Below are 26,880 nucleotides of genomic sequence, written 5' to 3'. Positions count from 1 at the left end.
TCTAAGTCATCATAAAGTGACTAAATTGTCACTTAAGAGTCACTGTAAAGTCACCTTAGACAGATACACTCAAACTAACAAGAAAATTGGAGGTCATCAAATGGAAATATTAAGAGTTGAAAATCTGTCTAAAGTGTACGGAAAAGGAGAAACAGCAGTGAAGGCACTCAACGACGTATCCTTCACCGTAAATAAAGGAGAGTTTGTTGCCATCATCGGCCCATCGGGATCTGGTAAATCCACACTCCTTCACATGTTAGGAGGTGTAGATAGACCATCAAGTGGAAAGGTCTATGTTGAAAACACGGATATTTATGATTTAAATGAAACGCAGCTTGCTATTTTCCGCCGCAGACAAATTGGTCTTATTTATCAATTTTATAATCTTATTCCGATACTTACAGTGGAGGAAAACATAACGCTTCCCCTCCTACTCGATCAACATAAAGTGGATCAAAAGCAGCTTGAAAACATCGTTAATGTCCTTAACTTAAAAGATCGACTCAATCATTTACCGAATCAGCTTTCTGGCGGACAACAGCAGCGCGTATCCATTGGACGAGCACTTATCAGTAATCCATCTATCATGCTTGCTGATGAACCGACTGGTAACTTAGATAGTAAAAACAGTGGTGAAATTATTGATCTATTAAAGCTTTTTAACAAGAAGCACAATCAAACTCTCATTGTCATTACTCATGATGAGCAAATTGCACTTCAAGCTGATCGGGTCATCTCCATCGAGGACGGCATGATTGCCAAAGATGAGGTGATACGAAAATGAAACTGAACATCGTCAACAGGCTTACATTACGACATCTAAAGGAAAATAAACGGCGCACCCTTGTAACCATCATAGGAACAATCATTTCCGTTGCCATGGTTACTGCTGTTGCTACTCTAGCTGTATCCTTCCTTGATTTAATGCAACGTGGTGAAATTGAGAACTCTGGGGAATGGCACGTACAATTTAATGAAGTAAACGCATCACAAATAGATGAGCTTCGAGAAAGTCCACTCATCGATGATTTGTTTATTCAAAAAGATAGTGGGTTCTCCCTATTGGAAGGAAGTCAACAAGATTATCGGCCTTATTTATTTATCAAGAATTTTAGTGAGGGTAGCTTCGATCGTTTTCCCATTTCAATAGTGGAAGGTCGATTACCTGAAAATAATGGTGAGATCATTGTTTCTAGAGAAATTGAAGCAATTGCTGGAGTGAAGTTTGACATTGGTGAGGAGATTGTCCTTGAAATCGGTGACAGATACAGTGAGATTGAAGACATCTATGGAATGGATGATACCTTTTCCTTTCGTAGAGAAGACGGTGAAAACAAAGAAACCTTAGAAAACATCACTGCTGAAACCTTTACTGTTGTCGGTGTGATGGAACGCCCAAATTGGGAAACACCTTGGTCACCTGGCTATACGGTTATCAGTTATTTAGATGAAGGTGAACTGACACCAGATACAACGGTTCGTGCCTCTGTTATTTTTGAAAAGCTTAACCGTTCCTTTTATGAAAATGCTGAAAAGCTGGCAGAAGATAATCAAATTAGTCTAGAACAAGTTAACTATAATAGGAACCTACTTATGTACTACGGTGTTTCAAGAAATGAAGGTGCTATTGGAGCTCTCTATGGTATTTCAGGAGTTATCATAACCATCATTATTATTGGTTCCGTAGCACTCATCTACAATGCATTTGCAATTTCCGTTTCTGAACGTTCACGACATCTAGGTATGCTTTCTAGCGTAGGAGCTACCAAGCGTCAAAAACGGAATTCCGTGTTTTTTGAAGGGGCAGTGATCGGTTTAATTAGTATTCCCATTGGAATCATTTCAGGTATAGGAGGAATTGCGGTCACTTTTACCTTCATTAACAGCATCATGTCAGACATTTTTGCAACGTCAGAAAAATTAGAAACTGTTGTTACATCTGGGTCTATTTTAACGGCTTGTATCATTTCCATTATTACGATCTTTATATCTACCTATTTACCAGCGAGGAAGGCATCAAAAATATCAGCCATTGATGCAATTCGCCAGACAACAGATGTAAAACTGAGCCGTAAAGCTGTCAAAACCTCGAAGATCGTCCGTAAATTGTTTGGCATGGAAGCTGAAATTGGGCTTAAAAATTTAAAACGTAATAAACGAAAATATAAAGTTACTGTATTTTCATTAGTCATCAGTATTATTCTGTTTTTAAGTGTCTCTTATTTTACACATGCATTAGAGAAATCTACAGGCATGTGGTTGGCTGATATTAATTATGATATTCAAGTCTATCTTGGTGAAGATCTGACTGCAGAAGATGAATTAATTGTTGAGGCTATCACACAGTTAGAGGATATCACTGAGTTTTCAAAAATAAAAAGAATGTCGCTGTCGTCTTGGGTGGAGGAAGAAAAAGTTAGTGATCCATTACTAGAGATGGATGATGGGGTTGACCACGAAATTAAAGGTCCAGAGGAAGAGTATTACTATCAAATAACGATTCATGGCTTCAATGATGCATATTTAGAAGAATATTCGGAAGTAATCGGAGCTGATCTAGCTCGTTTAAATGATCCAGCTCAGTTGGGTGCCATTATCATTGACACAATCTCGTATCAAGATTGGGATACAGGTCAATTTGTTGAGACAGATTCCATCAAGCTTCAGATAGGGGACACTATTGACCTCTATCATATCGATTGGCATACAGAAGATGCAACACTCATGGAGACCCTAGAAACGGAAGTTCTGACAGATATATATCCCATGGGGGTAGGATCCAGATACCCAGGAACCTTAGATATTATCGTTTCAGACCAAGTTTTTCAAGAACTAGTCCACTCATCTGAAGAGATTCAAATGGAAGTTAGTAACTATTTATACATTAACAGCTCTGATCCTACGGAAACACACCAACAAATAGATGAGCTTATAACAGGTTCCATGAGTATATACAACTATCATGAAATGCGTGAACAAGATGGTCAGTTTATGTTAATCATGTCGATCTTCGTTTATGGATTTATTGTATTGATTACATTAATTTCAGTAGCTAATATTTTCAATACCATTTCAACTAGTATTTCTCTGAGAAAAAGAGAATTTGCTATGTTAAAGTCAGTTGGAATGACCCCTAAGTCATTCAGAAAAATGATTCATTACGAAAGCATCTTTTACGGCATAAAATCATTATTGTACGGACTGCCAATAAGCATTGGTATAATGTATCTAATGTACTATTTTATCGCCGATGGATTCTCATTCGGCTTTGATATACCATGGGGAAGTATTATCATAGTAATTATTGCCGTCTTCAGTATCGTTAGTGTAACAATGCTGTATTCTACTTCAAAGGTAAGGAAAGAAAATATAATTGATACTCTAAAACAAGAGAATATATAGGCACCTTTTGGAGGAGCAATGGATGACCGCTACTAGTTATGGAGCGGTTTCCATTGCTCCTTATTTTAGTGTTTACATTTTATGGAACTGGAGATAATAAACATACAATCATTCCGTTCGTATAATATACCTCTCTGCGATCAACTACTCATCATCTTTCGGAAAAATCTTAGGAGGGATACTGTTGGATAGTCCAAAAGAATTGTTTGCAAAAGGCTATTATATTTATGCTTTATTTAGGGGACTACACTTGTCCATAGAAAATGATATAAAAAAATCTTTATGTAAATACAATATTTCATTCCCCTGCTTCCGCGTATTATGGAACCTTTATTTTGACCCAAACATAACCATGTCAAAAATCTCTGTCCACCTTCAAACGGACATTTCTAATGTTTTTCGCCAGTTAAGAAAACTAGAGGAACTTGGGATGGTAACTTTAAAATCAGGGAAAGATGCACGGACAAAAGATATCTGCCTAACTGACAAAGGAAGGTCACTTGTAAGTAATTACATAGATGACCACGCCTCAGAAAATCATTTTCAGTTCACAAAAATTTTAGAGGAGATTGATCCAGAAGACCTGAACAAACTCACTCATATAACAACAAAATTAGGCGCCAGTCTCACAGGTGAATATTATACTGAATGGGTTTCAAAGTCAGCTTTGAATATTGAGAATGAAAAACTTGTTTAAACCCTTCAAATCAAACGTAAGTAACGAATTCCACATTTTGGAGTTCGTTTTTATTTGCATTTGCAAATAATTTCTTTGGGCTTGTGAAAAATAAACTTATGAAGGGCAAGGGGCAAGCACTAGTTCTCAATAATTGTAAGGGGGATTCCATGCGTTATCCAAAAGAGAAGACGATTATAACGGGCTCTTGGATCGGCACTAGTTTACTGCTATATCTCTTTGTTCCAAAAGGGAAATTTAGAAACGCACAAATCCCTTTCCTATTTACACAATTTCTGACATGGCTGCTAGGACTACTTGTAACCGAAAAAAAGCTCATTCGTTATCCAGTCCGAATTTTTAAATATGCATCAAAGAACAGCTTTTCTTTTGAATACTTTATACTCCCTGCACTTACTGCAATGTTCAATATGCGTTATCCCCAGTCTAAAGGAGTTCTAGTGAAGGGGTTATATTATTTTGTCTTTACTGGAAGTATTTCAGCTTTGGAGTATTATGCTCTCAAGCGTACAGACTTAATTAAATATAATAAATGGAAGTGGAGTTGGAGTTTTATTTCACTATGGATTACTTTCTTTCTTTCTCGCAAGTACTATGTGTGGTTTTTTAAGTATGCGAAAAAATAAAAGCCTCCTCCATTGTAGCAAGGAGAAGACTTTTTGACTCGAGCTGACCTCATTATTTTGCCTCTTCCGCTGAAAACTCCCATGTTAACACTGTTGATAGGTGGGAGACACCATAACCAAAGACGAGCTCGTAATGGTCCTCATCCCTATGGTCAAACCAAATTCTACCTTCCATTGTTTCTCCTACACCGATTTCACCAGTGAAATCATTTGTGAAGTCATAAGAGGTGTTGTTTTCACGTCTCGTTTCATCTTCTGTGAACAAATTTGCACGTGTTATCATTTCTGCATTAATTGGCTCATTACCAATGTTTTCAAAAACAACATCTACTGCTAAAAATATTCCACTAAGGGGTGTTTCTCCTTCATATTCAGTAAAAAATTCGAATGATTCCACTGTCAGATTGTACTCGCCATGGGGGCTGCTCATTACTCCAGTTTCTCCAAGGCTATAAATGACATCTTCTTGGTCCTCTTCTTCCGTTGCAGCCTCTTCCTCTTGTGATTTACCTTCGGAGTCAGCTACATCTTCCTCTTCAGCAGGATTTTCAGATTCAGCATCACTGTCCCCTTCCCCAGCGTTCTCCTCCTCATTAACCTCTTCTGTTGTGTCTCCCACCTCTTCTTCAGGTTCAACATCAGTGCTTGTCCCACTATCACAGGCTAATAACACTAACAATACCGCAAGAACAATAACTAACAATAATTTTCGATTCATTCCCCCGCCTCCAATAAATTTGTTTGCAGTTAAAAGTTTTACTTCTCTTAATTATATTACGAAAACGCTTACAAATAACAGTATTTTTAATAAGATGTTGAATGACTAGACGAGGCTCCAGTTCTTACGTCGCCATAAAAGTTTTTCAGCCCCTCCAAATCACATAAAAAAAATTCCCTATGATAAATAGAGGATTCACCTCATTTTTTATAGAATTTACTATCGAAAAGGGAAGGGGGAAAACCGTTTGGAGATTTATAGGTTCGATCAGGAGGTTGGGAAGCAAGTTACTCACCATCATTCTAATTTCATTATGTCCCAGATCGTTATGACGGACGGTCTGACTAAAACTGGTTGCATGCACTTAGAGCCAAATGGGGTTATCGGGTTCCATGAGGCAGTTGTTCCCCAATTACTTCTCATTGTTTCAGGGGAAGGCTTGGTCCGCAGTGATAATGATCCACCTGTACATATTAAAGCTGGCGAAGCAGCTTTTTGGAAAAAAGGAGAAGGTCACGAAACAACAACGGAAACTGGATTAACTGCCATTGTCATTGAAGCTGAAGAGTTAAGCCCAGCAAAATTCATGACTAAAAAAGATACAGAATTATAAGCTGAGTATTTGCGAATATTATGCGGGAATCGATAATAAGTCATACATAATTTAATTCGTGTCCAGCAACGCTCAGTTTAGAAATCCCTTAAATCTTATTCAAAATGAAAGGAGTGATCTCATGTTCATACGATTTTCGAAGGAAAACAAAGCTCAAATGATGGAGCAAGTGAAGGAGTATTTCTATAATGAACGCTCGGAGGAAATTGGTGATCTTGCTGCAGAGAACTTTATTGAATACTTCACAAAGGAATTTGGCCCATATTACTATAATGAGGGCGTGAAGGATGCGAAGGGCGTCTGCCAGGAGAGGATGGCCAATCTTGAAGAGGATATACTTTCCTTGGAGCGACCAACTATCAATCGCAGATAGCCCGTCGAGACTGTACCGTAGATAGGGGGCGAGGTTTTCATTAACTTCATCGCCCCCCTCTAACCGGTCCTAGCCTTCAGCGTTCTCCCGCTTGTTTTCATCACCTTTAAAAAGATAGCGTATCCCTTTACCTGCCAGTGGTTCATCATTATACCGTGGGATAACATGAAAATGGGCGTGAAAAATATGCTGCCCTGCTACCTCGCCACAGTTCCAGCCTAGATTGTATCCTTGTGGACCATGATTTTCATTTATGTACTTTTTCACTTCATGGAGGAGTGCGTATGTTGCTTGCCATTCGTCCGCGGACAAGTCGAAGGCAGTTTTCCTATGTTTCTTAGGAACAATTAAGCCAGACCCTTCCAACTGACTGCCCTTTTGCATGACTTCATCCAACTGTAAAAACATACAATGCTCATTTTCCAATATAACGTTTTGACCGGGTTTCAAATCCACTTGGCAAAACACGCAACCATTTTGTTGTTCCATATGCAAGCATCTCCCTACAAATCTTGTGATAGACGAATCATGTCCCTGCACTGAATACCATTTTCAAAGATCGCTTCATCATAATGCTTTGTGAAAAAATCAATATCTACTCCTACAACACGAAAACCACATTTTTGATAGAGTGCCAATTGATGAATGCTAGAGTTCCCTGTCCCGATCTCCAACGTTTTAAAACCTCGTTTTCTAGCTGTTTCAACAGCATGCTCCACTAACTTTTTCCCAATACCTTTGCCTTGCATATTTTCTAAAACTGCAACGTTCACAATTTCAGCAGTTTCAGGGCGTGTAGGAAGCAGGACGTAAACACCTACAGGTTGACCGTCCAGCTCTGCGATGAAACAATCTCCCCGTTCCACATAGTCCGAAACAATTTTTTCCGAAGGGTCAGCAAGTAAAAGTAGATCTAGTGGGGCTGCCTCCCCTTTCCCTAATTTCCTTATTTCCATACAATCTTTCTCCTCCATTTCCTCCTTAGCTAAAAAGTGCTTTTTCTCATAAGAGGATCTCATTACTCCAGGAGAAAAAGCACGTCATTTCAATACTATTCAGCTAATTTTTCTAAATAATTCACTAGAACTTCCATCCCTTTGTCAAAGCTCTCTAACGGGAAGCTTTCATTAGGTGAATGAAGATTGTCTTCTGGAGTTCCAAATCCTAGGAGGACAACGGGAATTCCAAACAAACGATCAATCATTTCTACTACTGGGATAGATCCACCTAAGCGAACAAAAACAGCTTCTTTTTCAAAAGCGTCTGAGTAGCTTTGCGCCGCTTTTTGAAGGAGTTCATGATTTGGATCTATTTTATATGCTTTTCCTGATAGCGGGAGTGGCGTCACATCAAGCTTTACTCCTTTTGGAACCACATGATGTAAGTGATCCACAATTAGCTTTTGAACCACGTCTGGTTCTTGTCCTGGTGCAAGTCGGCATGAAATTTTTGCTGTCGCAGTCGATGGGATAATGGTCTTTGCCCCTTCCCCTTGATACCCACTGTACATTCCATTGATTTCAAGGGTTGGACGAGCCATTGTGTGCTCCTTTGCCGTGTAACCCTTCTCAGGTGTTTCTTCCATAATTCCAATAGATTCACTGTAGTTTTCCCCAGGAGATTCATTCATTAAACGACGTTCTTCAGCGTCTAATTCCTCTATGCCATCGTAAAAACCAGGTACAGTTACTTGCTCGTCCTCATTCTTCAGAGAAGCAATCATATGGGCCATGGCCATGGCTGGATTTTTCACAGCGCCACCGTAAATCCCTGAGTGCACGTCTCGGTTTGGGCCAGTGACTGTAAATTCTAGTCCTGTAAAACCTTTAAGTCCGTATAAGATCGTAGGCTGACCAGCTTCAACCATGCCAGAATCAGAGATCATTGCGAAATCCGCTTTGTATTGGTCCAGTTTATCCTCTAAAACTTGATAAAGGTGCTTACTTCCAATTTCCTCTTCCCCTTCAATGCAAACCTTCACATTGATAGGCAGGCGCCCTTCTGTTTTCATAAATGCTTCGAAAACTGCAAGATGCATAAAGGTTTGTCCTTTATCATCACTGGCTCCGCGGGCATAAATACGACCATTTCTTATCTCTGGCTTGAACGGTTCACTGTCCCAAAGCTCAAGTGGATCAGCAGGCTGGACATCGTAATGACCATACAGGAGAACAGTTGGAGCTCCTTCTGCTTCTAGCCACTCTCCGTATACAAGTGGGTGTCCTGGTGTTTCTTGAAGCTCGACCGATTGAAATCCAATTTCCTTTAAATAGTCTGCGACAAAGTTTCCTGCTTGGACCACATCGTCTTTATGTCTGCTGTCTGTACTCACACTTGGAATTGCTAAAAACTCATTTAGCTTGTTTAGCAAGTTTTCACGGTTTTGTTGTAAATATTCTAATGCTTGTTTTGACATAAGATCACTCCTTTTCCTTTGTTAGTTGGTAACCAACTCATTTAACGAACACTCCAAACACAGTTAGCATATGAAACTTATAACTTCTTGTATTAAAGAACACCTTCGTTACCAGGTAACCAACTCATTTAACGAACACTCACGCATCAGTTAACTGAATATATCCATCATTACGATCTCAGAACCGCAGAACCCCACTCTCCAACGCTCACGCATCGTTTGGGAGGCACACCCCATCCGACTAAACCAACTTATAATATCGATCGTCTAATTCTAATTTGCCAATATGTTTAGCTTGTCCTCTGCTTACAAGTAAATCTAAGTAGAAGCATACGCCTACATAAATTTTCGGTTTTCTGGAAGTATATCGCTCACCTGGAGCCCCTTCATTTTTTATCAACAGTTCACTTAAAATCCTGGCACTGGTGACACCTTCTTCAAGATACTTTAAAGCAGCACTTCTATATTTTTGATCAAGAGCATATGGAACAAGGTCTTTCTCGTTCTTCGGATCTGGAACTTCTTCTTCACCGAACAAATTGATTGTCACGGCTTCTGCTGTATTAGAAGAGATTTCCGCCCCAGTTCCCACTTGCCCAAATGGGTTAGAGAACGTATCTGTTCCGGCGTTTTCCCCTCCAGCGCTAGTATTGCTTTCGGCACTTCCTCTGTTTCCGTCACTTTCCCTTTGTTCACGTTCTCCTTGCCCTGAAACGAACGACAACTCCTTTTGTTTTAACCGCTTGACTTGGCGATCTAGCAGTGGAACATTAGCATCCAAATGTTGCTGCATATCAGCTGGGAACTCATAATCATCCGGCAAGTATGGAAGCTCGTCTTTTATATTCCAACCATCATTCAACTTAATCAGTAACTCGTCCATTTCATATTCAATCGTTTGGAACCCATTTTTTATCCGACGAACAAGCTCTGCAGGGATCTCCGTGTGCTCTTCGAAATGAGTAATCCCAAAGCGTCGCACTTCATTCGTACTCTTGTGCTTCACAATATATTGGTACCTAAGGGGGCGCCCACATTCACAAGGCGTTTCAGGATTCTGAAAGCCATTATCGATATAATCCACTAGCACCCATTCATCGAGCAAATATTCCATTTCGTTACTTTCAATCCCAGGCGGCAGAACAATCCCCTTATCAGCTGCCATTTCATTGGCAAAAATCGTTTTCTTACCTCGCTTCACACTATTCTGAATAAACTCCTGTTGCGCTGGAGTCAGCTTTGCAAAAATCTCGTCACGATCTTCCTTTGGTAAAACAACTTTCATAATCTCCCACCTTCACCTTCATAACAAAATCCAACTATATATCATCTGTCATACCGTCTGTTCATACGGTCGTTATTCATCAATTAATTCTACACTTCTGGCGCATTTTCTGCCACCCGTCTTCCTAGTATAACAGGAGACCGATTTTAGCTGAAAAGAAAAACACATATTTTGAAATTCACCGAATAAATCAATATGGTGTATATTGGAAGTTGTTCTAACAGTTGTTCTGGCTTAAATCGACGTACGAACATATATTAAAGACAATTATATTTTGGAAAAAAATAAGCGGATTGTACTCAGTTTGTGGATTTGCGGACATTTCCGACCTCATTAGCTTCCCTTTTGTCCTCTGACCTTGCTTCTGCGGACATTTCTAACCACTAGCGCTTGCCTTTTGTCCGCTGACCTTGCTTCTGCGGACATTTCCTACCTCAATCACTTGCTTTTTGTCCGCTGACTTTGTATCTGCGGACATTTGCACCTTCATTCGTTTCCCTTTTGTCCGCTGACCTTGTTTCTGCGGACATTTGCAACCTGAATTACTAGCCTTTTGTCCGCAGCCCTTATTTCTGCGGACATTTCCAGCTTGAATTACTTGCCTTTTGTCCGCTGCCCTTACTTCTGCGGACATTTCCAGCTTGAATCGCTTACCTTTTGTCCGCTGACCTTGATTCTGCGGACATTTCCAGCCTCAATCTCTTACCTTTTGTCCGCTGACCTTGCTGCTGCGGACAATTCCACCTTCATTCGCTTCCCTTTTGTCCGCTGAACTTGCTGCTACGGACATTTCTAACCTCTAGCGCTTGCCTTTTGTCCGCTGACCTTGCTGCTGCAGACATTTCAAGCTTCAATTGCTTACCTTTTGTCCGCTGACCTTGATTCTGCGGACATTTCCACCTTCATTCGCAGCCCTTTTGTCCGCTGACCTTGCTGCTGCGGACATTTCAAGCTTCATTCGCTTGCCTTTTGTCCGCTGACCTTGATTCTGCGGACATTTCCACCTTCATTCGCAGCCCTTTTGTCCGCTGACCTTGCTGCTGCGGACATTTCAAGCTTCATTCGCTTGCCTTTTGTCCGCTGAACTTGCTGCTGCTGACATTTTCAACCTCATTCACTTGCCTTTTGTCCGCTGACCTTGCTGCTGCGGACATTTCAAGCTTCATTCGCTTGCCTTTTGTCCGCTGACCTTGATTCTGCGGACATTTCCTACCTCATTCACTTGCCTTTTGTCCGCTGACCCTCCATCTGCGGACACTTCCTACTTCATTCGCTTGCCTTTTGTCCGCTGACCCTCCATCTGCGGACATTTCTAACCTCAAGCGCTTTTCTTTTGTCCACTGACCTTGCTGCTGCGGACATTTCCTACCTCATTCACTTGTCATTTGTCCGCTGACCTTGATTCTGCGGACATTTCCACCTTCATTCGCTGGCCTTTTGTCCGCTGACCCTCCATCTGCGGACATTTCAAGCTTCATTCGCTTCCCTTTTGTCCGCAGTCCATCTCCACCTTCCAACCAAGCTTTCTGGTTACTACCACAAAACAAAAAAGGCTTCCCTACCATGCCACTTAACCATGACATGTGAGTAGGAAAACCCGAAAAAAAACTAAAAAGTCTCTTATAAAACCTCTTTTAAACTTTAAACAAACACTATTGATACCCCAACCCAATCCCAATCGAGAATTTCGTTTAAACCTTATAATAAGCCAAAGCCCAATAGCAAAACCATCCAAAAAACCTCATCAGCAACATCATCATCATCAACCATTTTATTAACTCTGCAGCATTTTTCCTAAATGCTTTAAAGTAGGAGTTAGGTTTAGAAGGAAATACGCCTCCCGCAGTCGTCTGCCGTCCTCACTGTTATTTAGATATGCTGCCCCGCCTCCATGAAGCATGGCAGCGTGGACTGCCTCATGTGTTGCAGTGGCCGCATCACGCCTGATCGCCAAGATTTCTTTCCAATCCAATTCAACATTGCTTGGCGAGGAAACAGCATCTTCACCTGAGTAGAAAGATTTGCTGCTTACAGTGCCTTCCCTTATAAAGGAAGCCTCATCGGAACCCACATTGGAAACTTCATCAGTAACCTCACCAGTACCCACATTGGAAGCCTCATCAGTAACCTCAACAGAAGCTTCACCCGCTACAAATGAATCCCCCAATCCGGGCGATCCCAACCCCTGCACAGAAGTCCCGTTTGCTTCAACCTCCGTTGCAAATGCACCCTTTAACCGGTTCCCCAATTCAGATAGCTTTTCCTCAACATCTTTTCCTTGGATTGGTAAAAACTCATTGCAGCCATTTTGACGATTTTTACATTTATTTATAGAGAGAAGTGACGATTGAATGACTCCTAAACCGAGAGGGATTTGGTATACGACGAAGGATGGACGAATCCTTTTAACAAATTGATCTGCATTCTCCGCAATGACCTGCTCCTCGGGAATAAACACTTCATTAAATCGGCAAGCAAACGTGCCACTACCATTTATCCCCATATAATCTATCTTCTCTTTCATAGACAGACCCTCCGCATTACAAGGAATAAACAGCATTACCCTTTGGTTATCGGAGACTTCAGCGATTACACCAAACCAGTGGTCATCCCCTAGATTAGAAACGGATGGCAAGGTTCCGTTGACGACATAACCACCTACAACTTGCCTTGCGCTCAAATGAAGTTTTTCCAAACCAGCATAATATTTCATTGGATTAGAGAGTCCTGTACCAGCAATCGTTTCCCCAGACTCTAATTGAGGAAGGATATTGTTCCGCAAAAAACTATTATCGCTGTGTCTAAGATAAGTGAGGGCTGCAAGATGACACCAGATGATAAAGCCTGTCGTCATACAGAATCTAGAAGTCTCTTTAACTACCTCCACTTCCCTCTGAACAACATCACTTAGTGACAGGCCTTCGGAGGAAAAATACCCTCTTTCCCCAAGTATCTTGAAAATATCTTTATAGTACAGGCTTTTCCCGTCAATCTTCTTCACTTGAGGTTTCAGTTTCTTCTCTAAAATCTCGTATAGGGAGTCTAGTTTGTGTTCAATCACGTGCATCGTCTCTCCTCTCTCCTAACTTCAATTACTCTTTTGATGAAATCTCCGTAATGGCATCAATTGGTGCTTGCACTGCTTCACGGGCTCTTTTTACAGCATCATCATCTGGTGCGTCATAGAAGCAAAGACATTTACTCATATCCTCACACACATACGTCCTTGAGAATGATACTTCAGGAACTTCGGAATAATGGACAGAATTCTTTTTCTTACGAGCTAAATACTGGTCCATTGTTAAGTTTTCTGGAAGATTCCACTCGACTAAATAGTTAATTTTTTCATTTTGCTTTTTCACAGTTTCTAAGTCTTGGCCGACAATACGAACTTCCTTAACTAATGAAACAGGAACATCTTTTTCTTCTAAAACTTTAGTGAGTGCACCTTCATCATCACCTTCGAAAATAAAGAATGCCCTTTGAATATCCTTCGAGACCTGTACCTCGATTAATTCTTCTTTGACAGTCTCCTTAAGAGATGCAACTAACGCTTCAAAATCCTCTTTCTCCAACTTTTTACCATCAAACAATGATTCTACTAAAAATAAAGCCACTGTAATTCCTCCTCGATATTTCAAATTTGTTTCTTATGTAAGTCATTTTATTATACTAAGTATAAAAAAACAACTCACTTGTTTCCTATGTTATAATGAAACAAGCTAATAATTATTAAATGAGGATGATTCTTAATGAAAGAACGGTATAAACTTCCATGCAATATCGCCCAAACTCTTAATCTTGTTGGCGATCGCTGGACCTTATTAGTGATTCATGAAATATTAATTGGCCATACGACCTTTAACGAAATCAAGAAAAACTTGAAGGGGCTCTCCCCTAATCTTTTATCTGACCGACTAAAGTTTTTAGAGGAAGCAGGTCTTGTTCAATCGACCATCTATTCTGAGCATCCACCGAGATATGAGTACCGCCTCACTCAAAGCGGTAAAGACTTGGAGGATGTCTTTCATGCCCTGATCATCTGGGGCAGAAACCATTTGGACAAGTGTTACAAAAAACTGGTACATACATGCGATACGGAGGTACAGCTTCAGTATTATTGCCCTGCCTGTGACAAGGTCGTCAGTAAGGATGAAATAAGGGCTGTGGAATTATCAGATGCGGATTCAGATTCAGCTCCAACTTCAGCTTCAACTTCAGATTCAGCTACACTTGCGACAACGGAAGAATAACCTAAGAACAACGGAAGAATAGAATCGCAATCAGCGAGCGTGCGAGAGCAACCTCCACTTGAGAGGCTGTTCTCTTTCCTTCCCCTATTTCCTCTTCACCCTTGTGCGCCCCACTGCTTTCCAACCCATTTTTCAAAAAATCCGATTAATTTGTCTAGAATTAAGCCAAGTACACCGATGAAAATGATCCCTGCGAGGACAAAGTCCAAATCTAGGGCATTTCGTGAGTCAATAATTAAATATCCTAGTCCCGATTGGGCACCGATCATTTCACCTGCTACAAGGAAGATCCAACCTGTCCCCACAGCAATATGCAAACCGTTCGCAATATACGGAAAAGCAGCAGGCAGAATGATTTTGTACATTAATGCTGGTTGATTTAATTCAAGATTTTGTGCCACCTTTAAGTACGTTCTATCTATTTTTTTCACAGCCGAAACAGTCGATAAGAGTACTGGGAAAAACGCAGCAATAAAGATTGTAACGATAGCTGGCATATTTCCAATCCCGAACCAAAGTACAATGAATGGTGCCCAGGCTACAGGTGCGACTGGTCGCAAAACCTGAACGATAGGATCCACAACTTTCCAGACTAACGGTAGGCGCCCTAAAATTAAACCTAAAACGACTGCAGCAATGACAGCAGACAAATAGCCGCTCGCAAAACGGAACATACTTACTTGCAAATGTACGAAGAATGTTCCATCTCGAATAAGTGATACAATCGCTTCCCCTACAGCTAATGGTGGGGGCAGCAACGCCTCGGGATAATCACCAATAAAAATGACAAGCTGCCAGACAACAATCACTAAAACAAATGCCACTAGTATATTAGTAAACTTAGAAAATACTCGTCTCATATGATTCACATCTCTTCTTCAAAGAATGATTGATCAACAAAATCCTCATACAGCGGTGGGTTATCAGATAATCCCATTTCTACTACACGCTGCCTTAAAAACTCGTATTCTTCCTCTTTAATCTGCAAATCTGCATATGAAATCCAGTTTAAAGACAGGGCGAGTGCCTCCTCAGTGATATTCAAGTAATTCATGTGAGTTTCCTTAATATCCCACTGTGTAGACGAAGAGTTTGCTAGATTACTAGATTCAACATTCGATCCTTCTGATACGTCCGCTCCATCTGTTCCTTCATCGGGACTAGCGCCTTCTTGTGCAACAGTTTCTTGAACATAACTACCATGGTGACTGTTGTGAACACTAGAACCGTCCCCATGTTCATGGACGTGGAAGCTCTCTGCTTTTTTTCCTGCCTCGATATATCCCTTTACGAATGTATCTGCAAATTCAGGTTGCTCTTCCATAAAATCGCTTCTCAGGACGAGGACACAGCAAAGGGAATTTGCCCTAATTTCATTTGATTGAAATAAAACATGACCTGTATCTAAGGTCACACCTAATGCGCCGAATGGCTCCGCTACAATGTAACTTGATATTCTTCCTTCTGATAGGGCTGACGGCATTTCAGGTGGTGGCATTTCCACGACATTAACGTCTTCATAGTTCAGCCCTGCCTGCTGAAGCATATCATCAAGGAGAATGTTATGGGCTGATAATGTATGGGGAATCGCAACCGTCTCCCCTTTTAAATCAGAAACATCGTCAATGTCATGACCTACTACGATCGCATTTCCGTCCCTATGTCCTAAAGCCACCGCTTTTAAATCAATTCCTTTTTCTCGTGCTTTCATTGCTAGTTCAAATAAAACAGAAGCACCGTCTATTCGCCCTGTATTCAACGCATCCATGAGCTCAATCCACGATCCAAAACGAACAAGCTCAATTCTTCCTCCATTTAAAAACTCTTCCTCAAATTCCTTCGAGAAGTATAATGGAGCTGCATGTGTGATAGGTAAATAACCTACTCTGATGACATTTTCCTCACGAGGACCTTGCCCAACACAAGCTGATAAGATTAATGATATTACTAAGAAAAATATTGTACTTACCCTAAACCAACGCTTCATGCCTCCACCTCCTTTGCTGTTTAACTAAATATTGTATTCTGGCTGGTTTTCATTTTTTGCAAATCGGAACGAATCAAAAATAACTTTGCGATAATAATGAAAATCACCATGACTGCGGTCTCTCGGTTTTGAAAGGTTTATTTTAACTACTTTCTTTATTCTTCCTGGATTTGAATCCATAATGATTACACGGTCCGATAAATAAACTGCTTCGTCAATGTCATGGGTCACAAGCACTATGTTTGTTTTCTCCTGGTCTTGAAGCTTTAACAATTCGTCTTGAAGATAATAACGATTAAATGTATCCAGTGCCGCAAAGGGTTCATCCATTAAAATGAGTTCTGGCTTAATTGCTAACGCCCTAGCGATAGCCACCCGTTGCTTCATTCCACCAGACAATTGACTTGGAAAACGATTTTGACTCTCTTCTAAGCCCACCATTTTTATATAATCCAAGGCTCTCTTTTTTCTCGCCTCAGGTGTTAAGCTTTTATCTGGCTCAAGCCCAAGTTCCACATTTTTCTTAACCGTCCTCCATGGAAATAGGCCGTAATCCTGAAATAACATAATCGCACGACGACTTGGGGAGGTAACAATGGATCCATCAAAATAAACATCACCACTCGATGGCTTATCGAATCCACCAATCAGATTCAACAGTGTACTCTTTCCACACCCACTTTTTCCAAGTATCGAGACTACTTCTCCCTTCTCCATCTCAAATGTAATATCTTGAAGGACTTTCTCAAGCTTTCCATCGTTTTCGAAACTTTTATCGACACGATCTAATTGAAGAAATGGTTTTGTTCCTGCTGCCATGCACGGCACCTCCTCGAACGAGGTTCAAAGTTGAATCCTTCGTCCCTATATTCTTATAATTCCTATTAATTTACTATGATTTATATGAATTATTTTATTCGAGTGAGTTAAAAAAATCAACCTATTTTTCACTATTCGTATAATGAAAATGTTTTTATTCTGAAAACTCCCTTTGTTATCAACGAATAAGCGAATTAAAAAACTCCCTCAAAAGCTATCGCTCCTTAAGGAAGTTTTCATGTTTCCGCCAATATTCATCTAATACTTTTCTGTGACTACCAACCATCTCTGTCGGAATATCTTCACGTCCAAAAAACTCCACCTTGATGGATTCTGATAAATCTACATGAAGATCACCTTCATATTCAGTCGTATAGTAAGCGACAACAACGACATAGAATTCATCTCCGTTTTTAGCAACGACAAAGTTTTCTGCACCACTATAGACATTGATAAGGTTTAGTTCCCCTACTCTTAGACCAGTTTCCTCAAATACTTCGCGCCTTGCTGCCTCCTCTGTTGACTCGCCCAACTCCATCAAGCCTCCCGGAAGCCCCCAGACACCATAAGGATGAGTTCTTTGTTGTAGCAAAACCTTCCCATCAGGATTAACAATGATGACGACTGCACCTACGAATATAAGTGGCCTCTGACCAACTAACTCTCTCAAATCTTCCACATATCCCAAGTTGATACACTCCCCTTCTATAAACACCATATTATCACAAACCTATTTGTAAATATTTTCAAAATATTCAAAATTACAGTTGTTTTCCTATAATACTAGTAATAAAATAAAAATATTAAAAGCAAAGGGGATATAAAGAAGATTAGATATTACAAATATGGAGGTGATCGGAATTGGAAATTCTTACTGCATTACTACCTTTGATCTTCCCATTAGGCATTATTATATTTATCATTGTTTTTGTTATAAGAACAATTCGAAAAATAGAACGACGTGCCGAGGAAAGGTTGAAGCTCGAAAGAGAAAAATCAGCCATACTACATCAACAAATGAATGAAATTAATAATCGGATGACAAATATCGAAAAGATGTTAAAAGAAGTTGATTAACAAAAAGACCTTCGCAATCATTACATTCTCCACGACCTAAATTTCATGCAGAGCACTAACGCAACCTCTACATTTTAAAATTATTAGTTGTATTTTCATTACACCTGTAATAAAATTATTACATATGAAAGATATTAAATATGGAGACGACCTATTACATGTTTTGGAAGCTTTATCAAACCCGTACAGACTTAAAATCATTGCCGTGTTAAAACAAGATCGGCAATACGTTAGCCAGCTTGCTAGAGAATTAGGTATTAGCAGACCATTGCTTTATTTACACTTAAAAAAACTAGAGGAGGTTGACATCATCAAAGGACACCACGAGGTATCTGAAGACGGTAAAGCAATGAAGTATTATGAATTAACCCCCTTCAATCTTCCATTGGATGAGGAGCTAATCGCTGGCTTAGAAAACAGTCTGACAATGAAAAAGAAAAATAAGTAACTTAACACGTATATTATAAAAGCTTTGGAGGTGTATGAAAGTGGAGACTATCGTTTTTGCACTATTACCATTATTGATGATGCTAATTCCTTTAGGAATAGTCGTGTTTATCATCGTCTTTGTTATAAAAACAGTACGCAGAATGGATCAACGAGCTGAGGAGAGATTGAAGCTCGATAAAGAAAATGCTGCTCTTCAACAGCAACAAATGAATGAGATAAATAATCGAATTTCGAACATAGAAAGAATGCTGAAGGAGATAGATTAACAATGGATATCATGTTCCAATTGATTTTCCTCGTAATATTTTTTATACTACCCATTCTCGTTATCGTTGCTGTTGTAAAAGTAGTACGTAGAATGGATCAACGAGCTGAGGAAAGACTAAGGCTTGAAAAAGAAAATGCAACACTACAACACCAGCAAATGAAGGAAATAACTAATCGGATAACAAAGATAGAAAAGATGTTAAAAGAAGTGGATTAATCTACGAGACTTTTGTAGGCCACCAATAAAGTTATTAATGGTACATTTCACCAAACAATTTTTTAGTTTTTTTAGGGGATGAATCAAAAAGTTAATTTTCACCTTTGATTCATCCCCTCTTACTATCTCTAAGTATCCCTATTAATTAATAAACATAGAAACTAGTTGAGTCTGAGCTTCCTTCATAATTAGTTAAGGAGGTCTCTGCTGTAACTTGATAAGTTCCTGTAGCCGTTGCTCCACTTGTGGATACAGTCCAAGTCGCAACACCAGCGCTATTCGTTGTTCCTGTATTCGTCACGGTGCTTCCATTTGGCCGTGTAATCGTGAAAGAAACAGTGGCGTTTGAAAGGGCCGCCCCATCTTGATCCCTTACCTCAGCCGATACTGTAACATTTTGTCCACGTACATAGTAATTACTATTCGTTGATACATCGGTGACTGTTTGTTGGGTTTGTGCTTGATTTGAAAAACTAAATGATGTTGTATCTGAACTAGATTCATATCCTGATAGAGTCGTTTCAGCCGTTACCTCGTATGTGCCTAATGCGGTTTGTGAGTTTGAACCAATTGTCCACGTTGCATTCCCAGATGAATTAGTTGTAGCTGTGTTTGTGACAGTGGAACCATTTGGTCGAGTGATTGTAAAATTCACTGTCGCACCTTGAAGTCCATTCCCACTACCATCCGTAACGGAAGCAGTCATCGTTACATCATCGCCACGTTCAAAAACACTACCATTAGTTGAAACAGACGTATTTGTTTCAGACGGAGCTGGTGCACCTCCTGAACCTCCAGCTGCTTGCACTGCAGCATAAGCGTCCACGATTCCGTTTCCATATTGATGGGAGCCACCTGCATATTGAGCAGTATCAGCTAAAATCCCACGAACTTCTGATACAGACAAACTTGGATCGACTGCCCTTACTAATCCTGCAACCCCTGCTGCGTGGGGAGCAGCCATGGAAGTACCAGACAACGTTCTGTACTGTCCATTTGGGTAAGTACTATAAATACTTGAACCAGGAGCCATTAACTCCAAACCATTTCCATAGTTAGAAAAGTTAGAACGACTTCCACTAGAGGTTACAGACCCAACTGCAATTGCCCCTTCATATGCAGCAGGGTAAGAAATAGAGGCTCTCCCATCATTTCCAGATGCAGCAATGACGACAGTTCCATTTGCCACAGCAGTATCAATGGCGTCACTGAAACCTTGGCTATATCCACCACCACCTAAGGACATATTGATAACATCTGCATTGATGCTTGCGGCATATAAAACACCTTGTTGAATCCCATACGTTGAGCCGCTTCCATCATCTCCTAGTACTTTTACAGAAATGAGAGATGCATTTTGCATAACACCTGACACGTTACCATAGCTAGCAATGGTACCAGCAACATGCGTTCCATGCCCTTGTCTGTCCTCAGGATTTCCACCAACATAACTTCTTCCAAGACTTGTATCAACTAAATTCCTCAAGCTTGGGTGACTGGAGTCAATCCCAGTATCTAATACTGCCATTCTCACATTACTACTGCCTGTTGTAATTCCCCATGCATCAGGAGCATTTATCATGCCATAATGCCATTCTTGATTCCTATGCATAAGAGGAGCAATTTTATTTTCATCTGCTTCGGCTACAGCTTCTGTTTCCAAAAGCTCTACAACGAAGTTTTCTGATACGTATCTTACTTTTAGGCCAAGTTCATTCAATGTTTCTTCCAGCTCTTTTTTAGCTGTTTTTATGGAGTCATATTCAGCAGTTGAATACTCCATCAGGTACACGAACCCTGTCTTCTTTGCTGCCTTTTCTACAAAAGAATCGCTGAACACACTTTGGGAATCAGATGTTTTCTCCTCCAGTAAGGAATCAGCTACAACAAAGCCCTTCTTCTTAAGTTCTGCATTATCTTGTAATAATTCTGTGGTGCTGTTCAATTGGCCTTTTAATGAGTTTTCCTTCCCGTCCATCTCCACTGAAACAATTAGTTGCCCTTCAATGTACTTATGCTCTTCCTTCTGGACCTCATTATCCGCGAACGCATTAACAGAAAAGAACCCTACAAGCATCGCAAGAGTCAATATCGACAAGGTTAGTAACTTCTTCATTGAATGCCCCTTTCAGAATGATTTTTTTGAAAACTTCACCTACATTTTCACATCATATAAATCCTGTTCTTGGCCTAATCCCCCTTTTCTCCCTAACACCCTGATTGTTGACTGTGCAACTGAACAGACTCTACTAGGGGTTTGTTGTCGTTCATACCCATTCCGAATTGCTTTGCTGAAAAAAATGAACGGGCTATGAACTCAGTTACAATACTAAGCACAGTTCTTTTTACAATCAATGTAATTGTAAGAAAATACTGAAAATATACTAGAAGATTGTGTCATGTGATCTATTTTTCTATAAAACCGATTATGTGCTATACATCTAATAGAATTGCTACATTTACACTACGTTTAAGAAATGCCGTTCACTTTGAGTTGGAATGCATTATTGTTACATGAATCGACATCACCCTACCCTCAAAAACATGAAAAAGTTCGTAGTATAACTATCTATTACCACTATCATATTCCTAGTGATTGGAGATCCTATTTCTTTAAACGAATAATAATTATAGTAATAACTCCCTCATGCTACTTCCTTGTACCTAAAAAATACGCCTAACCCTTGGCACTGTTACGCTTTGACGCACCAAGGTTTAGACGCATAATAGTAATAAATTGGCTCATGAACTACTAATCTATTAAAAACTCCGTTGCTAGTACCTCTCTTAGATCCAGTCCATCTGCCCCTATCTCCTTAACAACTCGATATAATCCCTCGTTGAGACCACTTATATTTACTGACTGCTCATACGTGTCTCCCACTTGTAAAACAATGCCGATATCTTCGAAGTCTGCATGCAAAGGGACCACCTTCCATGTGTTATCCACCTTTTTTTCAATCGTATAATACGTACCAAGGAAAAGATGAGTAGGACCATAGTTTTCCAGAATAAGGGTGAGTTCTGAGTCTGAAGTGCTGAACTCCACTTGTTCAGTCGTCAATTCTGCATTAATTTCAGGCTTAGGTACATAAATCGCAGCTACTTGTGTATCCTCTACCTCTCCGTTTTCGTTCAGGATTTCAGCACTAAGAAAATAAGTGACATTTTCCTTTTCAGGCAAAACGTTAGTGAAAATTACTGTTTCCTCCTCCACTTTTTCCACATAAACTATTTCCTCATAAACTAACTCTATTTTTTCGTTAGAGCCGTTGTCCCGTTCCGTCAATTGGACACGAACATCCCGTTCAAGTATTTCTCCATCTGGATTGTGACCGAATAAAGAGACAAATAGCTCAGCGCCAGCCTCCTGTGTCCCACCCGTCAAACCATAACCGAAAAAGCCTTCTCCATTATTCAAAAACCAGGTACCAGTTGGTTCTTCATATTCCGTTCCCTCCCAAAAGTAATGAGGAAATTCACCAATCGGTATCGCTTCATCAGTAACTGCATCGTCAGGATCTACCTCAGCAGTGCCAGCTCTACTCTTTAATTCTCCTTGCCCTTCCTCCCATTCTGTCTCTGAAGGTACTGAATCATGTGTAGACAACTTCGAGGCTCCACCTTCTCCACACCCAACTATTATAAGGAGCATTGTGAAAGTGGCTACCATGAGAGTGAAATACTTAAACCTTTTTAGCATCAAAACACTGATTTTTTTATCAGAAGTTTCCATCCCTATCACACCTATTTATCATTTTTTCATTAGACGACAGTCAGGAGAAAAAGTTTCATCGTTGGTTGAGACTCCACAGTTGCTGGAGGCAGGGCAAGACTCTACAGAGCGATGCTCGAAGAGGCTTGTCAGCTTCTCCAAGGAAAGCAAGTAAACTGTAGTTTGTTCCATCAAAACCTATTTTTTACGGTAACCAAACTAAAAGAAAAGTTCATCTCATGCCACATTTTTCAAGAGTCGTGCTAAAATGATTCCATGATTAAACTGTTCGAATGGTAGTGGAAGCTACAACACTTAAGAAAGGATGATTGATTTCCATGAAGAAACCATTGATAGGCGTTTTGCCATTATACGATGCTGAGAAAGACAGCTACTGGATGGTACCTGGTTATATGAAAGGGATTGAAGAGGCAGGTGGAATTCCCGTCATGCTGCCATTAACGACGGACCTTCAGACCATTCAAACGCTCGCAAGTACATATGACGGTTTCCTTTTTACTGGCGGACAAGATGTTGATCCTTCCATTTATGGAGAAACGGCATTACCTGAGTGCGGAGAAATATGTAGGGAACGGGATGCCATGGAAAAAATGCTGTACCAGGAACTAATCAAGTCTGATAAAACTGTATTTGGAATTTGCCGCGCGATTCAACTATTCAACGCCCTATTAGGGGGCGCATTGTACCAAGACCTGCCAACTCAACGAATTGCAGAACCTAAGCTCCTTCATAAGCAAAAACCACCCTATGACAAGCTTGTACACTCTGTTTTTCTAAAAAAGGAAGGTTTGCTCTACGACATCTTAGAAACGGACAAAATCATGGTAAACAGCTATCACCATCAAGGTATTAAAACATTGGCGGATAAACTGGTGTGCATCGCAACAGTAGAGGACGGTCTAGTGGAAGCTGTCGCAAAACCTGATCAGACGTTTCATATGGCTGTGCAATGGCACCCTGAATTCAGCTATAAATCAGACCTCCATAGTCGAAAACTATTCGAGGCATTCGTTGAAGCATGCAAATTAAAAACTGGAGCACTAATTTAATAAAAATAAGAGGAGATACCATCAACTAGGTACCTCCTCTGTTCATTTATTTAGCTTTGTATAGTTGTAATAAGCTAATCCAGTAGAACCAGCGAATAAACCAACTAAGCTCATATCTATTCCACCATTTGCAATCAGGATATATACTAATGAAATAAAGCTATACACTGATACGATACTAAACAATATTAAAGTCCATTTATTCATAACTTCGCTCCTTACAAGATAAAGGTGGCTTACCACTCATGCTGCACCTTGACTACTAGCGTTTCTATATATATTTATTATAATTGTCTTGGTAGGCATGTACAAATTATTTTAGAAATAACGCCTTAAACTAGAACTAAATTCCTTGTATTTAGCTTCGGGTTCATCTACTCGCCTCCCACACTACTTTAATTGTTTATGAAATGGGAATATGTGCTACCTGCCATATAACCAATGAAATATGCTATTATAGCCAGGCATATGAAAAAATAAAGAATAAACTCACCGAACCTCAGATTATATGGAATGGAATTATTTACTTTTTCATAGAAGCTAAAAAACATTTCCTTTGTCTCCTTTGTATACCTCGATATACTCTTCATAATCCAATACCTCAATTGCTTCCGACCAGTGTAAAACAGTCCCCACGAAGTCTTTTATGTCTAGACCCTTCATTTCATAAGTTTCATCATTATTGACGGTACCAGTTGCGTCCTCAATAAACGTCACTTTATACCCTCTGTCAAATGCTGCGATTGCCGTAAACATACAGCAAAACTCCGTGTTAAAGCCTATGATAAAAAGATGGTCAACACCTAGCTTTTCTAATGTGCTAGAGAGTTCTGTATTATAGAAGGAACTCGGCGTTTTTTTCACCAATACATATTCTGCATGACCCTTTAATGAATCATGTAGTTCAGAGCCAACAGAATCCTTGTACAAGGAGCTTTCCTCCACATCATCAAAATGTCTCATAAAGATGACAGGAGATTTATTTTCTTTGAAATCTTTTATTACATTTTCCATTAAGGAAAGTTCCTCACTAAATTCACCATGGTTCACGATACCATTTTGTACATCAATGACTAAAAGTCCTTTCATATGCTCACCTACTTGTTTATTTAATAGGTAATTATTTCTATATATTAGTGCAGGATACCTTTATTTTTCCATGGGAATTCGTTTCTTCTTGAACAGCTTCTTTAATGAAAACATAAAAACTATCTTTATCAGTTCGCCTCCATAACAGCTCATTAAGTCCCGATTGAATGAGATTGATGATGAATAAAAAAGATCAATCCCTAAGCCTCATTCAAAGGATCAATCTCCTATTTCCCCACATTACACACTAGTTTTTTATTGAAGCTAACTACTTACTTTCTTGTCACCTTTGAGATAGATATTTACAAGGGGAACGATGGTATCTATTAAATATCCGATCCCAATTAGGATTAAGATGATGTGTTGTCCCTCTTGCCATATAGACATCACGGTTTGATATGCGTCACTTCCTATGGCTAAAACGCCAGCATCAACCATCATACCCATGAAATCCTGATTCCAAAGTGTTGGTTCCGTAAAGACAAATATAATAAAGATAAACGAAACCGCGTTAACGATAATGTTAAAGAATGCTAGTTTTGGTGTCCATTTTTTTGCAACGAGTTTCACACATTCCTTCAATATCCCTAGACCTAGTAATACATACAAATATGGAAGGACAGCCCTAATTCCTACGTCATTAAAAACAGGAATAGAGGTTGTATCTCCATCTTGGAAAGTAAATACTGCAAAGAAATGGTTAGAAAATATGAAAAATACAACTAACAATATGGAGAAAACAATTCCAATAATAGGTTCGCTGCGCATAATACGCAAGCGATCATCAGGCACTGATGGAAGATCTGATAGTTTCCAGCCTACACCTTCCTCTATTCCTAGGGAATCTTTATTAACTCCCCGCGCTTCCATAATCATAAATATTACTGTTACCCAAGCAAACCCTTGAATCCCCGCTGATATAACTGTTGCAAAAAATTCTATGAAATGCTGTAGAATATTTTGAGGGGTCATGATTGCTTGTATCACATATACAACGCTCATAGCAATCCCTAAAGCCACTAGAACAATCTTCAAAATAGACCAATATGAATCATAAAGATCTGGCCCAATCAGGTACCTCTTTTTCCCACGGTATTTATCCCCTAGCTCCCTTGGATTTCCTAATTCCAATAATACTTCTTCTACTATCTCTTCATCATCGTTACCATTTCCGGCGTGAACCCCCGTCCGTTCCTCCTTCATATCTGCAATTAATCCACGAAGCTCCCGTTCAATATCTTCCCTTTGATTTGCTGGCAATCGATGAACAACAGCATAAATATACCGATCAATTACTTCCATCATCTTCTCCTCCCTCGTCCTTTAGCAATGTGCTCATGCTTTGGACCATTTTGCCCCACTCCACGCAAAGTTGATCATATACTTCTTCTCCTAAAGTACTGCGCACGTAATATTTCCTTGGTCTCGTTTCATTCGTGTCCCACTGACTTTCCAGTAGTCCCTGTTTTTCCAACCGCCTTAAAAGTGGATAGAGGGTATTCGGTTCCACTTGTATTCCCTTTCCCCCTAAAACAGCTACTAAAGAATATCCATATTGTGGTTTGGACAACTGACTTAGAACACCAATGATGATCGTTCCCCGCCTCATTTCTTGCATTAAACTTAAGATAATTTCGTCTACTTTGTTTTTCTCCATTCCGATCAACTCCTACAGTGTTATTATAGTGTGTGTTGCACACTATTGTCAAAATAAAATATTTTATTTTGTAGTGAGAGGGGGAGGTTGGGAGCTGCGGGTGCGGGGGGAGGGAGTGATTGCGGACAGTTTATTGATCTAACTAGTTT

The 26,880-nt window shown here is 39.9% G+C and carries 31 protein-coding genes; 12 read left to right on the top strand and 19 right to left on the bottom strand.

Features of this window, described 5'->3' with window-relative positions:
- Positions 1-100 precede the first annotated feature (100 nt).
- The 4 genes from BW724_RS03770 (at position 101) to BW724_RS03755 (ending at position 4,725) form a co-directional block, all read left to right on the top strand.
- Positions 101-784, top strand: a complete 684-nt coding sequence (locus BW724_RS03770; protein WP_088073746.1) for an ABC transporter ATP-binding protein — start codon at positions 101-103, stop codon at positions 782-784.
- On the top strand, positions 781-3,402 hold the full coding sequence (locus BW724_RS03765) for an ABC transporter permease (RefSeq protein WP_235848885.1): 2,622 nt from the start codon (positions 781-783) through the stop codon (positions 3,400-3,402). The genes BW724_RS03770 and BW724_RS03765 overlap by 4 nt, the downstream gene beginning before the upstream one ends.
- 184 nt (positions 3,403-3,586) lie before the next feature.
- Complete coding sequence (locus BW724_RS03760) at positions 3,587-4,099, top strand: MarR family winged helix-turn-helix transcriptional regulator (protein ID WP_088073745.1); 513 nt, start codon at positions 3,587-3,589, stop codon at positions 4,097-4,099.
- Positions 4,100-4,248: 149 nt separating this feature from the next.
- A complete protein-coding gene (locus BW724_RS03755) occupies positions 4,249-4,725 on the top strand; it encodes a CBO0543 family protein (protein ID WP_088073744.1) in 477 nt (158 codons plus the stop codon).
- Positions 4,726-4,777: 52 nt separating this feature from the next.
- Here BW724_RS03755 and BW724_RS03750 read toward each other — a convergent pair whose 3' ends face one another.
- Positions 4,778-5,443 (bottom strand): DUF4352 domain-containing protein, encoded by a 666-nt coding sequence (locus BW724_RS03750; protein ID WP_088073743.1) that lies wholly within the window; start codon positions 5,441-5,443, stop codon positions 4,778-4,780.
- A gap of 247 nt (positions 5,444-5,690) precedes the next feature.
- Here BW724_RS03750 and BW724_RS03745 point away from each other — a divergent pair, with 247 nt between their 5' ends.
- Entirely contained in the window at positions 5,691-6,056 is a 366-nt protein-coding gene (locus BW724_RS03745; RefSeq protein ID WP_088073742.1) for a cupin domain-containing protein, read from the top strand.
- Between the two features lie 121 nt (positions 6,057-6,177).
- The gene (locus BW724_RS03740; protein ID WP_088073741.1) at positions 6,178-6,429 is read left to right on the top strand and encodes a DUF2164 domain-containing protein; all 252 of its coding nucleotides are present in this window, start codon (positions 6,178-6,180) and stop codon (positions 6,427-6,429) included.
- A gap of 69 nt (positions 6,430-6,498) precedes the next feature.
- On the opposite strand, the gene BW724_RS03735 is transcribed toward BW724_RS03740, so the two are convergent.
- The 8 genes from BW724_RS03735 to BW724_RS03700 form a co-directional block, all read right to left on the bottom strand.
- Positions 6,499-6,918 (bottom strand): HIT family protein, encoded by a 420-nt coding sequence (locus BW724_RS03735; protein WP_088073740.1) that lies wholly within the window; start codon positions 6,916-6,918, stop codon positions 6,499-6,501.
- Positions 6,919-6,932: 14 nt separating this feature from the next.
- Positions 6,933-7,385, bottom strand: coding sequence for a GNAT family N-acetyltransferase (locus BW724_RS03730; protein ID WP_088077658.1), 453 nt, complete (start codon positions 7,383-7,385; stop codon positions 6,933-6,935).
- 95 nt (positions 7,386-7,480) lie between these two features.
- A complete protein-coding gene (locus BW724_RS03725) occupies positions 7,481-8,845 on the bottom strand; it encodes a dipeptidase (protein WP_088073739.1) in 1,365 nt (454 codons plus the stop codon).
- A gap of 241 nt (positions 8,846-9,086) precedes the next feature.
- Entirely contained in the window at positions 9,087-10,130 is a 1,044-nt protein-coding gene (locus BW724_RS03720; RefSeq protein ID WP_088073738.1) for a DUF3895 domain-containing protein, read from the bottom strand.
- Between the two features lie 376 nt (positions 10,131-10,506).
- On the bottom strand, positions 10,507-10,764 hold the full coding sequence (locus BW724_RS03715) for a hypothetical protein (protein WP_088073737.1): 258 nt from the start codon (positions 10,762-10,764) through the stop codon (positions 10,507-10,509).
- A 736-nt stretch (positions 10,765-11,500) separates the two neighbouring features.
- Positions 11,501-11,713, bottom strand: a complete 213-nt coding sequence (locus BW724_RS03710; RefSeq protein ID WP_088073736.1) for a hypothetical protein — start codon at positions 11,711-11,713, stop codon at positions 11,501-11,503.
- A gap of 191 nt (positions 11,714-11,904) precedes the next feature.
- Complete coding sequence (locus BW724_RS03705; RefSeq protein ID WP_088073735.1) at positions 11,905-13,197, bottom strand: acyl-CoA dehydrogenase family protein; 1,293 nt, start codon at positions 13,195-13,197, stop codon at positions 11,905-11,907.
- A gap of 25 nt (positions 13,198-13,222) precedes the next feature.
- Positions 13,223-13,747, bottom strand: a complete 525-nt coding sequence (locus tag BW724_RS03700) for a DUF4242 domain-containing protein (RefSeq protein ID WP_088073734.1) — start codon at positions 13,745-13,747, stop codon at positions 13,223-13,225.
- 135 nt (positions 13,748-13,882) lie between these two features.
- Here BW724_RS03700 and BW724_RS03695 point away from each other — a divergent pair, with 135 nt between their 5' ends.
- The gene (locus tag BW724_RS03695) at positions 13,883-14,383 is read left to right on the top strand and encodes a winged helix-turn-helix transcriptional regulator (protein ID WP_088073733.1); all 501 of its coding nucleotides are present in this window, start codon (positions 13,883-13,885) and stop codon (positions 14,381-14,383) included.
- Positions 14,384-14,478: 95 nt separating this feature from the next.
- Here the strand turns inward: BW724_RS03695 and BW724_RS03690 are convergent, their stop codons facing one another.
- The 4 genes from BW724_RS03690 to BW724_RS03675 all read right to left on the bottom strand — a co-directional run bounded on the left by BW724_RS03690 (position 14,479) and on the right by BW724_RS03675 (position 17,868).
- Positions 14,479-15,243 (bottom strand): ABC transporter permease, encoded by a 765-nt coding sequence (locus tag BW724_RS03690; RefSeq protein WP_088073732.1) that lies wholly within the window; start codon positions 15,241-15,243, stop codon positions 14,479-14,481.
- Positions 15,244-15,248: 5 nt separating this feature from the next.
- Complete coding sequence (locus tag BW724_RS03685) at positions 15,249-16,370, bottom strand: ABC transporter substrate-binding protein (RefSeq protein WP_088073731.1); 1,122 nt, start codon at positions 16,368-16,370, stop codon at positions 15,249-15,251.
- Positions 16,371-16,394: 24 nt separating this feature from the next.
- A complete protein-coding gene (locus BW724_RS03680) occupies positions 16,395-17,189 on the bottom strand; it encodes an ABC transporter ATP-binding protein (protein WP_088073730.1) in 795 nt (264 codons plus the stop codon).
- Between the two features lie 214 nt (positions 17,190-17,403).
- Positions 17,404-17,868, bottom strand: coding sequence for an NUDIX hydrolase (locus BW724_RS03675; protein WP_417891440.1), 465 nt, complete (start codon positions 17,866-17,868; stop codon positions 17,404-17,406).
- A gap of 182 nt (positions 17,869-18,050) precedes the next feature.
- Between BW724_RS03675 and BW724_RS03670 the strand changes: the two genes are divergently transcribed.
- The 4 genes from BW724_RS03670 (at position 18,051) to BW724_RS03655 (ending at position 19,200) form a co-directional block, all read left to right on the top strand.
- On the top strand, positions 18,051-18,266 hold the full coding sequence (locus BW724_RS03670; protein ID WP_088073728.1) for a hypothetical protein: 216 nt from the start codon (positions 18,051-18,053) through the stop codon (positions 18,264-18,266).
- Between the two features lie 124 nt (positions 18,267-18,390).
- Complete coding sequence (locus BW724_RS03665) at positions 18,391-18,714, top strand: ArsR/SmtB family transcription factor (RefSeq protein WP_088073727.1); 324 nt, start codon at positions 18,391-18,393, stop codon at positions 18,712-18,714.
- 40 nt (positions 18,715-18,754) lie between these two features.
- Positions 18,755-18,982: a hypothetical protein gene (locus BW724_RS03660; protein ID WP_088073726.1), complete on the top strand. Its 228-nt coding sequence runs from the start codon at positions 18,755-18,757 to the stop codon at positions 18,980-18,982.
- Between the two features lie 2 nt (positions 18,983-18,984).
- Positions 18,985-19,200, top strand: coding sequence for a hypothetical protein (locus tag BW724_RS03655; RefSeq protein ID WP_088073725.1), 216 nt, complete (start codon positions 18,985-18,987; stop codon positions 19,198-19,200).
- A gap of 145 nt (positions 19,201-19,345) precedes the next feature.
- On the opposite strand, the gene BW724_RS03650 is transcribed toward BW724_RS03655, so the two are convergent.
- Both BW724_RS03650 and BW724_RS03645 read right to left on the bottom strand, forming a co-directional pair.
- Entirely contained in the window at positions 19,346-21,316 is a 1,971-nt protein-coding gene (locus BW724_RS03650; protein ID WP_088073724.1) for a S8 family serine peptidase, read from the bottom strand.
- Positions 21,317-21,952: 636 nt separating this feature from the next.
- Positions 21,953-22,936, bottom strand: coding sequence for an immunoglobulin-like domain-containing protein (locus BW724_RS03645; protein WP_088073723.1), 984 nt, complete (start codon positions 22,934-22,936; stop codon positions 21,953-21,955).
- Positions 22,937-23,253: 317 nt separating this feature from the next.
- Between BW724_RS03645 and BW724_RS03640 the strand changes: the two genes are divergently transcribed.
- Positions 23,254-23,985: a gamma-glutamyl-gamma-aminobutyrate hydrolase family protein gene (locus BW724_RS03640; protein ID WP_088073722.1), complete on the top strand. Its 732-nt coding sequence runs from the start codon at positions 23,254-23,256 to the stop codon at positions 23,983-23,985.
- A gap of 42 nt (positions 23,986-24,027) precedes the next feature.
- On the opposite strand, the gene BW724_RS23460 is transcribed toward BW724_RS03640, so the two are convergent.
- The 4 genes from BW724_RS23460 to BW724_RS03625 form a co-directional block, all read right to left on the bottom strand.
- Complete coding sequence (locus BW724_RS23460) at positions 24,028-24,192, bottom strand: hypothetical protein (RefSeq protein WP_176371280.1); 165 nt, start codon at positions 24,190-24,192, stop codon at positions 24,028-24,030.
- A gap of 333 nt (positions 24,193-24,525) precedes the next feature.
- Entirely contained in the window at positions 24,526-25,074 is a 549-nt protein-coding gene (locus BW724_RS03635) for an isochorismatase family protein (RefSeq protein ID WP_088073721.1), read from the bottom strand.
- A 264-nt stretch (positions 25,075-25,338) separates the two neighbouring features.
- Positions 25,339-26,376 (bottom strand): HAAS signaling domain-containing protein, encoded by a 1,038-nt coding sequence (locus BW724_RS03630; RefSeq protein WP_088073720.1) that lies wholly within the window; start codon positions 26,374-26,376, stop codon positions 25,339-25,341.
- Entirely contained in the window at positions 26,363-26,731 is a 369-nt protein-coding gene (locus tag BW724_RS03625) for a PadR family transcriptional regulator (RefSeq protein ID WP_088073719.1), read from the bottom strand. The genes BW724_RS03630 and BW724_RS03625 overlap by 14 nt, the downstream gene beginning before the upstream one ends.
- Positions 26,732-26,880 lie beyond the last annotated feature (149 nt).

The sequence above is a fragment of the Litchfieldia alkalitelluris genome (assembly GCF_002153425.1).
Lineage (GTDB): Bacteria > Bacillota > Bacilli > Bacillales > Salisediminibacteriaceae > Evansella > Evansella alkalicola.
Note: the sequence above shows the minus strand (reverse complement) of the source record. Positions and strands in the feature narration are given on the sequence as shown.